At 65.3% G+C, this 14,016-nt stretch carries 15 protein-coding genes; 12 read left to right on the forward strand and 3 right to left on the reverse strand.

What is annotated here, in order from left to right; translation table 11 throughout:
- Positions 1-27 precede the first annotated feature (27 nt).
- From dinG to pdxH, 4 genes are all read left to right on the forward strand, one after another.
- On the forward strand, positions 28-2,172 hold the full coding sequence (dinG, locus tag D7325_RS01510; RefSeq protein WP_120993383.1) for an ATP-dependent DNA helicase DinG: 2,145 nt from the start codon (positions 28-30) through the stop codon (positions 2,170-2,172).
- Positions 2,173-2,275: 103 nt separating this feature from the next.
- The gene (locus D7325_RS01515; protein ID WP_120994100.1) at positions 2,276-3,424 is read left to right on the forward strand and encodes a serine hydrolase domain-containing protein; all 1,149 of its coding nucleotides are present in this window, start codon (positions 2,276-2,278) and stop codon (positions 3,422-3,424) included.
- Between the two features lie 135 nt (positions 3,425-3,559).
- Positions 3,560-4,192, forward strand: a complete 633-nt coding sequence (locus D7325_RS01520) for an OmpA family protein (protein WP_120993385.1) — start codon at positions 3,560-3,562, stop codon at positions 4,190-4,192.
- A gap of 88 nt (positions 4,193-4,280) precedes the next feature.
- Positions 4,281-4,928, forward strand: coding sequence for a pyridoxamine 5'-phosphate oxidase (gene pdxH / locus D7325_RS01525; RefSeq protein ID WP_120993387.1), 648 nt, complete (start codon positions 4,281-4,283; stop codon positions 4,926-4,928).
- On the opposite strand, the gene D7325_RS01530 is transcribed toward pdxH, so the two are convergent.
- On the reverse strand, positions 4,925-5,170 hold the full coding sequence (locus tag D7325_RS01530; RefSeq protein ID WP_120993388.1) for a hypothetical protein: 246 nt from the start codon (positions 5,168-5,170) through the stop codon (positions 4,925-4,927). The two genes, pdxH and D7325_RS01530, sit on opposite strands and share 4 nt — an antisense overlap.
- Before the next feature lie 150 nt (positions 5,171-5,320).
- Between D7325_RS01530 and D7325_RS01535 the strand changes: the two genes are divergently transcribed.
- The 8 genes from D7325_RS01535 to D7325_RS01570 all read left to right on the forward strand — a co-directional run bounded on the left by D7325_RS01535 (position 5,321) and on the right by D7325_RS01570 (position 12,622).
- The gene (locus tag D7325_RS01535; protein WP_120993390.1) at positions 5,321-5,782 is read left to right on the forward strand and encodes an outer membrane lipoprotein; all 462 of its coding nucleotides are present in this window, start codon (positions 5,321-5,323) and stop codon (positions 5,780-5,782) included.
- Between the two features lie 192 nt (positions 5,783-5,974).
- Positions 5,975-8,773 carry a monovalent cation/H+ antiporter subunit A gene (locus D7325_RS01540; protein ID WP_120993392.1) on the forward strand — a complete coding sequence of 933 codons (2,799 nt, stop codon included), beginning with the start codon at positions 5,975-5,977 and terminating at the stop codon, positions 8,771-8,773.
- Positions 8,773-9,102: a Na+/H+ antiporter subunit C gene (locus D7325_RS01545; RefSeq protein ID WP_120993394.1), complete on the forward strand. Its 330-nt coding sequence runs from the start codon at positions 8,773-8,775 to the stop codon at positions 9,100-9,102. The genes D7325_RS01540 and D7325_RS01545 overlap by 1 nt, the downstream gene beginning before the upstream one ends.
- Positions 9,099-10,598: a monovalent cation/H+ antiporter subunit D gene (locus tag D7325_RS01550; RefSeq protein ID WP_120993396.1), complete on the forward strand. Its 1,500-nt coding sequence runs from the start codon at positions 9,099-9,101 to the stop codon at positions 10,596-10,598. Before D7325_RS01545 ends, D7325_RS01550 begins: the two co-directional genes overlap by 4 nt.
- Positions 10,595-11,095, forward strand: a complete 501-nt coding sequence (locus D7325_RS01555; protein ID WP_177431767.1) for a Na+/H+ antiporter subunit E — start codon at positions 10,595-10,597, stop codon at positions 11,093-11,095. Before D7325_RS01550 ends, D7325_RS01555 begins: the two co-directional genes overlap by 4 nt.
- On the forward strand, positions 11,080-11,349 hold the full coding sequence (locus D7325_RS01560) for a K+/H+ antiporter subunit F (RefSeq protein ID WP_120993398.1): 270 nt from the start codon (positions 11,080-11,082) through the stop codon (positions 11,347-11,349). Before D7325_RS01555 ends, D7325_RS01560 begins: the two co-directional genes overlap by 16 nt.
- Positions 11,350-11,361: 12 nt before the next feature.
- Positions 11,362-11,691 (forward strand): Na+/H+ antiporter subunit G, encoded by a 330-nt coding sequence (locus D7325_RS01565; protein WP_120993399.1) that lies wholly within the window; start codon positions 11,362-11,364, stop codon positions 11,689-11,691.
- 19 nt (positions 11,692-11,710) lie between these two features.
- Entirely contained in the window at positions 11,711-12,622 is a 912-nt protein-coding gene (locus tag D7325_RS01570) for a DMT family transporter (protein WP_120993401.1), read from the forward strand.
- Between the two features lie 14 nt (positions 12,623-12,636).
- Here D7325_RS01570 and D7325_RS01575 read toward each other — a convergent pair whose 3' ends face one another.
- Together D7325_RS01575 and D7325_RS01580 are read right to left on the reverse strand one after the other, a co-directional pair.
- Complete coding sequence (locus D7325_RS01575) at positions 12,637-13,305, reverse strand: hypothetical protein (RefSeq protein ID WP_120993403.1); 669 nt, start codon at positions 13,303-13,305, stop codon at positions 12,637-12,639.
- Positions 13,305-14,015 (reverse strand): DUF3108 domain-containing protein, encoded by a 711-nt coding sequence (locus tag D7325_RS01580; protein WP_120993406.1) that lies wholly within the window; start codon positions 14,013-14,015, stop codon positions 13,305-13,307. The genes D7325_RS01575 and D7325_RS01580 overlap by 1 nt, the downstream gene beginning before the upstream one ends.
- Between the last annotated feature and the right edge of the window lies 1 nt (position 14,016).

Genomic DNA, 14,016 nt, shown 5'->3' on the forward strand with positions numbered 1-14,016 from the left:
TGTACTGAAAATCCATACAGTCCGCTCATGCTCAGCACCGAACTCAAAAGCCAGATTCAGGGTGCCTATACCCGCTTCCTCGAGGCAAAGGGACTCAAGCCCCGGTATGGCCAACGCCTGATGATTGCCGAAGTCGCCAAGGTGCTGGGCAGCATCGAGGCGGATGCCGAAGGACGTCGCGAAGGCGAGCCGGCGGTCGTGGCGATCGAGGCGGGAACCGGGACAGGCAAGACCGTCGCCTACAGCCTGGCGGCCATCCCGGCAGCGAAAGCCGCCGGCAAGCGGCTGGTGATCGCTACGGCCACGGTCGCGCTACAGGAGCAGATCGTCCACAAGGATCTGCCGGACATCATCCGCAACAGCGGGCTCACCTTCAGCTTCGCGCTCGCCAAGGGGCGCGGGCGTTATCTGTGTCTGTCGCGCCTGGACATGCTGCTTCAGGAAGGCGAAGCGCAACAGGCCACGGCCCAGCTGTTCGAAGAGGACGGATTTCGCCTGGACCTCGACGAGGCCAGCCACAAGCTCTTCACGCAGATGATCGAGCGGCTGGCAGGCAATCGCTGGGACGGGGACCGCGACAGCTGGCCCGAGGCGATCGAGGATACCGACTGGTCCCGGCTGACCATCGATCATAGTCAGTGCACCAACCGGCACTGCCCGAACTTTCAGCAGTGCGCCTTCTACCGGGCGCGCGAAGGCATGACCAAGGTGGATGTGATCGTCACCAATCACGACATGGTCCTCGCCGATCTCGCGCTTGGCGGCGGAGCGGTGCTGCCGGACCCGCGCGAGACGCTGTACGTATTCGATGAAGGGCACCACCTGCCCGACAAGGCGATCGGGCATTTCGCGCACTTTCTTCGCCTGCGCTCGACGGCCGACTGGCTTGGTCAGGTCGAGAAGAACCTGGCCAAGCTGCTGGCGCAGCATCCGCTGCCGGGCGAGCTGGGGCGCCTGATCGAGGGCGTACCGGAGCTGGCCAGGGAACTGCGCACACAGCAGCAGTTCCTCTTCAGCGCCTGCGAGCAGGTGGCCGATTTCAAAGCGAGCGAAGACATGGAGGGCCGTGAGCGACCGCGCCATCGGTTTGTCGGTGGCGTCGTCCCGGAGCATCTGCGGGAGCTCGGGACCGAAGCGAAGAAGGGCTTCGCCCGCCTGACCGATGTGTTCACGCGGCTGACCGAATTGCTCAAGCAGGCCATGGATGGCGAAGCCGGGGTCGGCATTGCCTCGCAGCAGGCGGAAGAGTGGTACCCGTTGTTCGGCAGCCTGCTGTCGCGCGCGCAGGCCGGCTGGGAATTGTGGACTGCCTTCACCGTCGAGGACCCGGACGACAGCCCGCCGATGGCGCGCTGGCTCACGCTGGCCGAAAGCGGCGCGCTCTACGACATCGAGGTCAATGCCAGCCCGATTCTTGCGGCCGAAACCCTGCGCCGCAATCTCTGGAACGTTGCCTATGGCGCACTCGTCACCTCGGCGACCCTGACGGCGCTGAGCAGTTTCGATCGTTTTCGCATGCGCGTCGGGCTGCCCAAGGCGGCAGTGACGGCGGTGGTTCCGAGCCCCTTCCAGCATGCCGATGCCGGACTTCTGCAGGTGCCGGACCTGCGTGCCGATCCACGCGACGCTCCGGCTCACACCGCGGCGATCGTTCGTGAGTTGCCGGGGCTGGTCGAAGGCGCTCGCGGCACGCTGGTGCTGTTCTCGTCGCGTCGCCAGATGCAGGACGTGTTCGATGGTCTCGAGCGCGAGTGGCGCCGCCGAGTGCTGATCCAGGGCAATCTCTCCAAGCAGGAGACGCTTATCAAGCACAAGGCGCGCGTGGACGATGGCGAGCCAAGCGTGCTGTTCGGCCTGGCCAGCTTCGCCGAAGGCGTCGACCTGCCGGGCGCCTATTGCGAGCACGTGGTGATCGCCAAAATCCCGTTCGCGGTCCCGGACGACCCGGTCGAAGCGGCGCTGGCGGAGTGGATCGAAGCACGCGGCGGCAACCCCTTCATGGAAATCGCCGTGCCGGACGCTTCGCTCAGGCTGATCCAGGCCTGCGGGCGGCTGCTGCGAACCGAGCAGGATCGCGGCACCATCACCTTGCTCGATCGCCGCGTGGTGACCCAGCGGTACGGCAAGGCCATCCTCAACGCGCTGCCGCCGTTTCGCCGGCATATCGCCTGAGATTTTTCCGGTTGATGGTGCCGGAACCGACCGATACGGCAGTTCCCTTGCCTGATCGGAATTGAAACAATGCCGCCTTTGCAGACCAACCAAGGTGGCGCGCGTGCAGATCCAGGGACATTTCGACCTTCGCTTCGAGGCGGTCAAGGCGCTCTTCGAGCAACAGCTGACTGACGGGCAATTCCGCGGTGCGGCCGTCTGCGTGCAGATCGGCGGCGAAACCGTGCTCGACCTCTGGGGCGGCATGGCGGACAACGAAGGGCAGCAACCCTGGCAGCAGGACACGCTCGTCAATCTGTTTTCCTGCACCAAGACCTTCGCGGCGGTCGCGATCCTGCAGCTGGTCGAATCGGGAAAAATGGGGCTCGATGAGCCGGTCGCCAATGTCTGGCCGGAATTCGGCGCCCACGGCAAAGGCGGCATTACGTTGCGCCATCTGCTGAGCCATCAGGCTGGGCTGCCGGCAATTCGCGCGCCGTTGCCGCCGGAGGCGCTTTATGACTGGGATCGCATGGTTGCAGCCCTCGCTGCCGAAGAGCCCTGGTGGGCGCCGGGCCAAGCGCATGGCTACGCGGCCATCACCTATGGCTGGCTGATCGGCGAGCTTCTGCGCCGCGTCGACGGTCGCGAAGCGGGCGAGGCGATCGTGGCGCGTACCGCCCGTCCGCTCGGCCTCGATTTCCATCTGGGCCTGGCCGATAGCGAGTTCGAGCGTGTGGGCTACCTCACACGGATGAAGAACAATTTCGGCGACGATGCGGCCAAGCGGCTGTTCGTGGCGTTGACCAGCGAACCTGGCTCGATGACGGCCCTGGCCTTCACCAACCCGCCGTCGGTGATGAACAGTGCGAACAAGCCTGAATGGCGGCGTATGGCGCAGCCGGCGGCCAACGGGCACGGTAATGCCCGCTCGCTGGCGGGTTTCTACGCCGGCCTGCTCGACGGACGCTTGCTCGGTGACGCCATGCTCGAGGAGATGACCAAGGAGCATTGCGTGGGTGTCGACAAGACCCTGCTGACTCGGACGCGCTTCGCGCTGGGCTGCTGGCGCGACCAGCCGGAGGTGCCCAACGCGACCTTCGCCATGGGGCCGCGGGCATTCGGTCACCCGGGTGCGGGTGGTTGCATCGGTTTTGCCGACCCGGAACGTGAGCTGTCGTTCGGCTTCGTGACCAACACCTTGGGCCCGTATGTGCTGATGGATCCTCGCGCCCAGGCGCTCGCACGTGCGGTCAGCGCCTGCGTGGGTTGAACCGTTCATCGCTTAAAGAAACGATTGCGTTGCGAAATAAGGACTTGCGTCCAGAATTTCACACTAAACCTGAAGACGTGCCGCTAATTGCGGCTGGATAATCCAACTACATTCCATTAACGGACGACGTTGCACATGAAGCTGCTCAAGAGCGCCACCTTGATTCTTTGCATGACCGTTTCCGGTTGTAGCCTTAACGACAAGCAGGAAACCGCCGAAGTCCCCAAGCTGCCGGAGCCGGTCGCCGCCAAGGTCGACGCAGCCTGGCTTGATGCTTACGAGACCAAGCTGCGGGCCGCGCTCGAAGACAGCAAATTTGAAGTGGAGCGTCGTGACGACACCCTTATCGTGACGGCACCTGCCGATGCAACCTTCAACCCGGACCGGCCGGGCATGCTGTTGCCCGTCACCCTGGGGCCGATCAGTCGTGTCGCCAAGCTGGTGGAGAACGATCTGGAGGCGGCCGTGCTGGTACTGGGCCATGCCGACAGCACCGGTGGCGACGAGGCCAACCGTGTGCTGAGTCGCGAGCGGGCCGGCGCCGTCGCTGCCATTTTCCGCCTGAGTGGGTTGAAGCGGGACCGTCTGGTGATCAAGGGGCTCGGCTCCGATATGCCGCGCGCGGCGAACGACACCGCTGAAGGCCGCGCCAAGAACCGGCGAGTCGAAATGGTGCTCACCGCTCAGGCCGTCCTGCCGGCCTTGGCGGCCCAGTATGCCCAACCGGTGCCGGCCACTCAGGTCGTCGCCGCCAAGACCGAGGAGTGACCATCGCGGCACCGAGCCCTTGTCCTGAATCAAGCGCTCGGTGCCGTTCGGCACTATGCTTGGCCGCATCTTCACGGGAGGCCACGCGATGTCACACACCCTGGCGGACATGCGCCGCGACTACATCCGGGACGGGCTGGTCGAAGCCGATGCGCCCGAAGAGCCCATGACCCTGTTCGGCCGGTGGTTCGAGCAGGCGATCGCCGTCGAGCAACCTCCGGTAGAACCTAACGCGATGACCTTGGCGACGGTCGATGGGCGCGGCCGGCCGCATTGCCGCGTGCTCCTGCTCAAGGGCATCGATGAGCGCGGATTCACCTTCTTCACCAACTACGAGAGCGCCAAGGGCGAGCAGCTCGGGGCTTGTCCCTTCGCCGCCATGACCTTTTTCTGGCCCGCGCTGGAGCGTCAGGTCCGCATCGAGGGAAGTGTCGAACGCCTGAGCGACAGTGAGTCGGACGCCTATTACCGTGTCCGTCCGATGGGCAGTCGGCTCGGCGCGTGGGCGTCGCCCCAGAGCCGGGTCATCGCCGATCGTGCCGAGCTGGAGCGACGTCTGTCCGAGGTCGAACAGCGATTCGCGGGCAGCGACCCCTCGCGCCCGCCGCACTGGGGAGGCTACCGCGTGGTACCGGAGGCGATCGAATTCTGGCAAGGCCGCTCCAGCCGTCTGCATGATCGACTCGTGTACCGCTGCGCAGAAGACGGTTGGCGCCGGGAGCGCCTTGCGCCCTAGATCTGGCGGCTCGCCTCGTAGCTGTCGGCTTCTCGCTTCAACCAGTCGGGCAGCGCGCGCCGTGCGATTTTCTGGCGCCGGGCTTCGCCAAGCCGCTCCAGCATCCAGGCGCGCTTGGCCTTGTCCGTGCCGCCGAGGGACAGCGCCAGATCCCGGTCCGCCCAGCGCCTGAAGCGAACGAACAACCAGCCATGGAAGACCAGGCCGGCGAGCGTCGTGACGACAACGATGAAGTAGTCCATGTGGCTCCTGCGATAGGCCGTCGTGCGATGCGGTAACGGCTCGCGTAAAGTGTGGTCCGTTGATTTAGGCGGATGCTGAACCAGGGCGGTGGCGATGCCAAGCGCCAGCAGGCTCTGGCGCGGTCCGGGACTTTTGCAGGAGATACGGTGATGCGCAAATCCTTACTCGTGGCTTCAATGACGACGCTTGCACTGCTCAGCGGTGGTTGCACGTCCAACCTGACCGGGGATACCTATTCCCGCGACGAAGCCCGGACCGTGCAGACGGTTCGCTATGGCACGGTGGAATCGCTGCGTCCGGTGCAGATCGAGGGCACCAAGACGCCGATCGGCACAGGGGCCGGCGCCGTGATCGGCGGGATCGCCGGCAGTGGCGTAGGCGGCGGACGGGGCAGTGCGGTCGCAGCAGTCATCGGCGCGGTCGCCGGTGGCATGCTGGGTTCGGCGGCGGAAGAGGGCATCACGCGCGCCCAGGGCGTCGAAATCACCGTCCGCGAGGATGATGGCAACATGCGCGCCTATGTGCAGGAAGTGGAGCCCAACCAGGTCTTCCGCGTCGGCCAGCGCGTCCGGATCCTCACCGTGGACGGCACCAGCCGCGTAGCGCCCTAGCGCGCCCTGGCGATACCGGGCTTCCCCTCGTCCGGCCTCGTCTGATTTGTTTTCAAAATGCATACGGGCATGACGGTTGCCCGATTGATATGGATAATCGGCCGCCAGCAAGGCCCAACATAGGGTCTATCGAGGCCGGCTGGCCCGGAGTGGAAACATGCCGCTGGACTGGCGGCTCTGAGGGGTTCCGACATGGCGCTTGCGCTGATCATCGCTCTGCCATTCATTGGTGCTGTGCTGCCGTTGCTGCTCGAGCGCTACGGCCGCTCGGCCTGCGCGTTCGGTGCCGGAGTGGGGCCGCTGGTGGCCTTGATCATGGTGCTCGGGCGCTGGGAGCCGGTGTTCGATGGCCAGGCCGAGATCGTGACGCTCCCGTGGTTGCCCGAGCTGGGGTTGAATCTCAGCCTGCGGCTGGATGGCTTGGGCTTTCTGTTCGCGCTGATGATCCTCGGCATCGGTTTGCTGGTCATCCTCTATGCGCGCTACTACCTCGCCAAGACCGAGCCGATGGGGCGCTTCTTCGCCTACTTCCTGATGTTCATGGGCTCGATGCTGGGCCTAGTCCTGTCGGAAAACCTCCTGCTGATGCTGATGTTCTGGGAACTGACGAGCCTGTCGTCGTTTCTGTTGATCGGCTTCTGGGGGCACCAGTCCGATGCGCGTCGCGGCGCGCGCATGTCGCTGGCCATCACCGGTGGCGGTGGGCTGGCGCTGCTGGCTGGCATCCTGCTGCTGGGCAATATCGTCGGCAGCTTCGAGCTGTCGGACGTCATCGCCGCGGGTGGAACGATTCGCGCGCACGCGCTGTATCCCGTGACGCTGATCCTGATTCTGCTGGGTGCGTTCACCAAGTCGGCACAGTTCCCGTTCCATTTCTGGTTGCCGCAGGCGATGGCGGCGCCGACGCCGGTATCGGCGTTCCTGCACTCGGCGACCATGGTCAAGGCCGGTGTGTTTCTGCTGGCGCGCCTCTACCCGGCGCTGTCCGATTCGGAGTGGTGGTTCTACCTCGTCAGCCTGACCGGCCTGGCAACCTTGCTGGTCGGCGCGGTGATGGCGCTCTTCCAGCATGACCTCAAGGGACTGCTGGCCTATTCGACGATCAGTCACCTCGGCCTGATCACCCTCCTGTTCGGTCTCGATTCACCGCAGGGGGCGGTGGCCGGGATCTTCCACATCATCAACCACGCCACCTTCAAGGCCTCGCTGTTCATGGCGGCCGGCATCATCGATCACGAGACCGGTACTCGCGACATGCGGCGCATCAACGGCATGTGGCGCTTCATGCCGCACACGGCGGTGCTGGCCATCGTCGCATCGCTGGCGATGGCCGGCGTGCCGCTGCTCAATGGCTTTCTCAGCAAGGAAATGTTCTTCGCCGAGACGCTCGAACAGCACCTGCTCGGCAGCTTCTACTGGGCGATTCCGGTCGCGGCGACGATCGCGGGCGTATTCTCGGTCGCCTACTCGCTGCGCTTCATCCACGACGTGTTCTTCAACGGCGATCCGATCGATCTGCCCAAGTACCCGCCGCACGAGCCGGCCCGCTACATGAAGATCCCGGTCGAGATCCTGGTGCTGATCTGCCTGCTCGTCGGGATGTTGCCGGTCTACACGGTCGCGCCGCTGCTCGATGCGGCGGTCTTCGCCAGCCTCAACGGGGTGGTGCCTCCCTACAGCCTGGCGATTTGGCATGGGCTGTCGCTGCCGCTGTACATGAGCCTGATAGCGCTTGGCGGCGGGATCCTGGTCTATTCGGCGCGTAAATGGCTGTTCCGCTGGTACGACGGCTTGCCGTCGGTCGATTCGCTGCACATGTTCGAGCGGGTGGTGAGCGCGTTGTCGGCCGGCGCTGCGTTCGTCTCGCAGCTGCTCGAGAACCGGTCTCAGCAGCGCTACCTGACCTTGCTGCTGCTCAGCACGCTGATTCCGGTGGTGGTGGCGCTGGCTCCGCTCGATTCGCTCACCGGCACCGTGGCGCTCTCGCCGCTCGATCCCTTCACGGTGGCAGGCATGGCGATTCTGGCGGTCACCTCGATACTGACTGTCATTTTTCATCGCATCCGACTGGTCGCGCTGATGATTCTGAGCGGGGCGGGCCTGATGGTGGCCTTGGCCTTCGCACGTTTTTCGGCGCCGGACCTGGCGCTGACCCAGTTGTCGGTCGAGATGGTCAGCATGATCCTGCTGATGCTGGTGCTGTTCTTCATTCCTGACCGTACACCTGCGGAATCGAGCAGCCTGCGCGGCACCCGCGACCTGTTGCTGGCCGGCGGCATGGGAACGCTCGTCGCCATCCTGGCCTATGCCGTCATGACGCGTCCGTACGACAGCATCGCGTCGTTCTTTCTCGAGAACAGCGTGCCGGGCGGTGGCGGCAAGAACGTGGTGAACGTCATTCTGGTCGACTTCCGCGGCTTCGATACGCTGGGCGAGATCAGCGTACTGGCCATCGCGGCGGTAGGCATCGCGGCGATGTTGAAGGGGCTGCGGTTGCCGCATCCGATCTTTGACTACATGGGCCGTCCGTGGTCGCGGGACAGCCACCCGATGATCCTCGGGGTGCTGGCGCGTCTGCTGTTGCCGATGGCGCTCATGGTGTCCGCGTTCATCTTCCTGCGGGGGCACAACCTGCCGGGCGGAGGCTTCATCGCCGGGCTGATAACCGCCGTCGCCTTGATCGCCCAGTACATTTCGCTCGGCTCGGCCTGGAGCGAGGCTCGCAAGCCCTTCGCCTATCCGGCGTTGGCCGGGGCCGGGGTGATGACCGCTGGGTTGACGGGCCTGGGGAGCTGGGCATTCGGCCGGCCGTTCCTCACCTCGGCATTCGGTCACTTCCACTTGCCGGTCGCTGGCGACTTCGAACTGGCGACCGCCATGCTCTTCGATCTCGGCGTGTACCTGACGGTCGTGGGCGCAACGATGCTGATGCTCGCCAGCCTCGGGCCGCTCGGCCGAGGCACCGAGACTGCTGCCAAGGAGATCCACTGATGGAAGCGTTCTATGCGGGGACGCTGGGCGTGATGGTTGCCAGCGGCGTCTACCTCTTGCTGCGCGCCCGGGTCTTTCCCGTGGTGATGGGGCTGACGCTCATCTCGTATGCGGTGAACCTGTTCATTTTCTCGATGGGCCGGCTGGGCACCGACACCGTTGCGGTCGTCGGCAGCAGCGAGACGATGGGTGATCCGTTGCCGCAGGCGCTGGTGCTGACGGCCATCGTCATCGGCTTCGCCATGACGGCTTTCACGGTGGTGCTGGCCTTGCGCAGCATGGGGGAGGTCGGGACCGATCATGTCGACGGCCAGGAGCCGCGCGCATGAACCATGGCTTGATCCTGCCGATCCTGCTGCCCCTGTTCACCGGCAGCGCGCTGTTGTTGATGCGAGGGGCGAGTCTGCCGGTGCAACGGGGCTTGTCCTTGCTGGCCAGCTGGGCGCTGTTGCCCCTGGCGATCTGGCTCGCGCTCCTCGCCGGAGACGGCGAGCTGCGGCTCTATGTGCTGGGCGACTGGCAGCCACCGTTCGGCATCGTTCTGCTGCTCGACCGCCTCAGCGCGGTGATGCTGATCATCACCGCACTGCTGGCCGGCTTCTCGGTGCTCTATGCCTCGCGCGGCGACGATGAGCGCGGCGCGGATTTCCATGCCCTGTTCCAGTTCCAGCTGGTCGGCATCAACGGCGCCTTCCTGACCGGCGATCTGTTCAACCTGTTCGTCTTCTTCGAAATCCTGCTGATTTCCTCCTACGCCCTGCTGCTGCATGGCCAGGGGCCTGATCGCGTCAGGGCAGGGCTGCATTACGTCGTGCTGAATCTGGTCGGCTCGTCGCTGTTCCTCCTCGGCGTAAGCGTTCTTTATGGCCTGACCGGCACCCTCAACATGGCCGATCTGGCGATCCGGGTCGCTGCCGCGCCGGCAGAGGATGCCCCGTTGTTGCGGGCCGCGGGCTTCCTGTTGCTGGTGGTTTTCGGCCTCAAGGCCGCGATCATTCCGCTGCACACCTGGCTGCCAAGTGCCTACTCCGCCGCCTCGGCACCGGTCGCGGCGCTGTTCGCGATCATGACCAAGATCGGGCTGTACGCCATTCTGCGCGTCTTCACCCTGATTTTCGGCGGTACCGGGCCGCTCGACGGCATGATCGACGACTGGATCTGGCCGTTGGCCCTGGCAACCCTGGCGATCGGCGCATTCGGTGCGCTCGCGGCGCGCGACCTGCGAATGCTCCTGGCGCATTTGGTGATCGTCTCGGTGGGTACGCTGCTTGCCGGCTTTGCCCTGGGCAGCGCGGCCGCGCTGTCGGCATCGCTGTACTACCTGATCCACAGTTCGCTGGTCTCGGGCGGCCTGTTCCTGCTGGCCGATCTCATCGTGCGCCAGCGGGGGGCCACCCAGGCGACCCTGCGGTCGGCGCCGGCATTGCGCCAGCCCTTGCTCCTGGGAGCGATGTTCTTCGCGGCGGCCGTGTCGGTCTCGGGCCTTCCACCGTTCTCCGGCTTCATCGGCAAGGTGATGCTGATGCGCTCGGCGGTCGATGGCCCGGATATCGCTTGGCTATGGGCTGTCCTGCTGACCGGCGGGTTGGCCATGCTCATTGCCCTGAGCCGCGCGGGCAGCCTCGTCTTCTGGCGCGCCAATGAAGACGAACCGCTGCGCGAGCGCGCCGATCCGGTCCGCCTGCTGGCCTGCCTCGGTCTGTTGTCGGCAAGCCTGCTGATGGTCGTCTATGCCGGGCCGCTTCAGGGCTATCTTCAGGCGACCGCCGACCAGTTGCTCGATCTCGGCCCCTATCTGCGGCTGATTCCAGGAGGTGGCGCATGATGGCTCGCCTGTTGCCGCATCCCGCACTCAGCGTGGTATTGCTGCTGCTGTGGCTCTTGCTCAACAACACGCTGAATCCGGGCCATATCCTGCTGGGTGGCGCGCTCGGCGTCATCATTCCGGCCTGCATGCGCAATTTCGTCATGCCGGTGCCGAAGGTCAAGCAACGTATCGGGCTGATGCGTTTCACCGTGCGTGTGCTAGTGGACATCGTGATGGCCAATTTCCACGTGGCCAAGCTGGTGCTCGGCCCGACCCGGCGGCTCTCGCCGGCGTTCGTCGAGATTCCGGTGTCGATCACCGATGATTTCGTGCTGACGGTACTGACCAGCGTCGTGTCGCTGACGCCCGGAACCGTCTCGGCCGATGTCAGCGATGACCGGCGGCGGATTCTCGTGCACACGCTGGATGCGCCCGATCCGGATGCGCTCGTCGCCGAGATCAAGACCCGCTACGAAGCCCCTCTGCTGGAGATCTTCGAATGCTCGACTACGTGATACCGATCTGCCTGGCGCTGCTCGGCGGCGCGGCCATTCTCAACGTGGCACGGCTGATCATGGGGCCGTCGGTACCTGACCGGGTGCTGGCGCTGGATACCTTCTACATCAACGCGCTGGCGGTGATCATCCTGTTCGGCATCTGGCTCAAGACCGACCTGTTCTTCGAGGCGGCGTTGCTGATTGCCGTGATGGGCTTCGTCGGCACCATCGCGGCGGCCAAGCATCTGCTCAGCGGCGACATCATCGATTGAGGAGCGACGAGCATGCCAATCTGGATCGAAGTGGCGGTAAGCCTGTTTCTGTTGTTCGGCAGCCTGTTCGCGCTGGTCGGGGCGATCGGGCTGTTTCGCCTGCCGGATTTCTTCACCCGCCTGCACGGGCCGACCAAGGCCACCACGCTGGGGGTCGGCGCCATCGTGCTGGGCTCGATGATCTTCTTCAGCAGCCGTGGCGACGGGCTCAGCCTGCATGAGCTGTTGATCATGGTGTTCCTGTTCATCACGGCTCCGGTGAGCGCCCACATGCTCGCCAAGGCCGCCATGCAGCAGCGCTTGCCGCGCGTCGACCGTACCCGAGGCGAGCCTTGGGAGTGACCGGTCGGCCACCGGCACCATGACGGACCGGATCGGCTACGGCGCAACCGCATCGCTCGTGCTGGCGATGGCCCTGTGGGGCAGCGCCTTCATCGGACTGAAGATCGCCTTCGAGGAAATCCCACCGCTTTGGGTCATCTTCGGTCGGATGCTGTTCGGCAGCCTGGTATTCCTCCTGGCCTGGCGTTGGCGCGGCTCGATCGACTACCGCAAGGGCGACTGGGCGTACCTGCTGGCGCTCGCCGTGTGCGAGCCCTGTCTGTACTTCGTTTTCGAGGCGCTGGCGCTGGAGCGTACCAGCGCCTCCCAGGCGGGGATGATCACGGCGCTGCTGCCCTTGATGGTCGCCGTGGGGGCGTTTCTCTTCCTGCGCGAGCGGATAAGTCGGACGATGATCGGCGGCTTCGCCCTGGCACTGGTCGGCGCGGTCTGGCTGAGCCTCGCGGGCGATGCGAACGAACATGCGCCGGCGCCGCTGGCCGGCAATCTGCTGGAATTTCTGGCGATGGTGTGCGGGACGGGCTACATGCTGCTCGTCAAGCACCTGGCGAATCGCTATTCCGCCTTTTTGCTGACGGCGATGCAGGCGTTCATCGGCACGCTGTTCTTCCTGCCGCTGGCGCTCTGGTTCGAACCGTTGCCGGCCGACGTGAGCCTCACCGGCTGGCTGACGGTCCTGTACCTGGGCGTGGTGGTCACGGTAGGCGCCTACGGCCTGTACAACCACGGGCTTTCTCGGATGCCCGCCAGCCGGGCATCGGGGTTCATCAACCTGATACCGGTGTTCACGCTGGTATTCGCCTGGCTGCTCCTGGACGAGCGGCTCAACGCCACTCAGGTGATGGCGGCGGGGTTGGTATTCGCCGGGGTGCTCTTGAGTCAGCTCTGCTCGCGACCGCCAGCGCCGCCGCCATCGGTCGTGCTTGACTGAAGCGGCCGTCGACGTCAGTTGGCGTTGGCGGTACCGGTGAAGGCGCAGCCCTGCTGGGTGCGCCCATCCACCCGCAGCGTGGCCGTCATGTGATAGCGCCGGGCGCCGGTGGCCTCGACACAGTCGCCGGGGGCGAGCCACAGCTCGATCCGCTGCCCGTTCGCTTCGGTGGTGATGCTGGCGCTTCCGCCCGGCAACTGTTCAACCAGGACCGGCAGCGCGACGGCCGGCTGATCGGGTTGTTGCAGCAACAGACCGTCGGCGCTGACGGTCGCGCGCCATCGCGGATCGGTGCCTTCGGCCTGGAACAGCGTGCTCGGAGCCAGCGCATCGCAGCCCTCCGGGTCGCTCGGGGCGAGGCGGAAAATGCGCTGCGGCTGGAAGGTCCCCGCACGGCCATCGATCACCAGCTGCCCGCCCAGGTCGGCGAACGACCGGGTTCCCGGCGGCAATGCCTCGATGGCATGCGCCACGGACGGGGTGTCGCTCGGTAGCAAGGTGAGCGCGTCCGGCTTCCCGCATGGCTGGAAGCGCAGCGAGCCTTCGGCCTGCACGATGTGCCCCTGAATACGGTCCCCCGCCGATTCGACGGGCAGGGGCTCGGTCGCGAATAGCTGGCAGCCGGCGATGGCCGGCGCCAGGCCCATCAACAGGATCGGGCGGAAAAGCGGCAGGCCCGGCATCAGTTGCCCTTTACCGGACGGCCATCGACGGAGCCTTCCTCGAGCATGATTTCGTACTGCTTGCCGTCATTTTCGACCTGGTGCAAACGCACCAGCAGGTAGCCCCAGTCCTTGGCGAACCAGAGGATCGTCTCGCGCTTGCTTTGCGTCGGGTCGCGGACGCGCTCGACCTTGATCGCATCCAGCCGGCCGGCCTTGGTGTTGACCTCTTCCTCGCCGAGCACGCGGAAATCGTAGGTTTCGATCTCGTCGCCATCGAGAACCTGGTAGCTCATGGCGGTCTCGCCGGCGGCAACGTCGTGCTGCAGCGCAAGCTGGTAGGTCGACTTGTCGAGCAGGCCCCGGTTGAGCGGCAGGGAAATGGGATCGCCCCGATCGCTGCCGACGACCTGCTTGGCTTGCCAGTCGAAGCGTTGCTCGACCACCTTGCCCTTGCCCAGCCCCGAGCGTTCGAAGCGGTAGGTCTGCGGCAGGAAGGTATCGCCATCGACCTTGAACGTGCTGGTTTCGTTGAGGCTGGCGACCAGCATCGAAGCCTCGAAGGCGAGTTCCCAGCGACCATCATCCAGCGCCTTCAGGCGCCGCTCGGCGGTGCCGCTGACCGGGAGCTGCTTCCAGTCCGCCGTGTAGCTGGCGGAAAAGGGCTTGAGCTCCAGGGCCTGTGCCGGGACCGCTAGAAGGGCGAACAAGAGCATCAGGACGCTACGCATG

The organism is Stutzerimonas urumqiensis, assembly GCF_003640395.1.
GTDB classification, from domain to species: domain Bacteria; phylum Pseudomonadota; class Gammaproteobacteria; order Pseudomonadales; family Pseudomonadaceae; genus Stutzerimonas; species Stutzerimonas urumqiensis.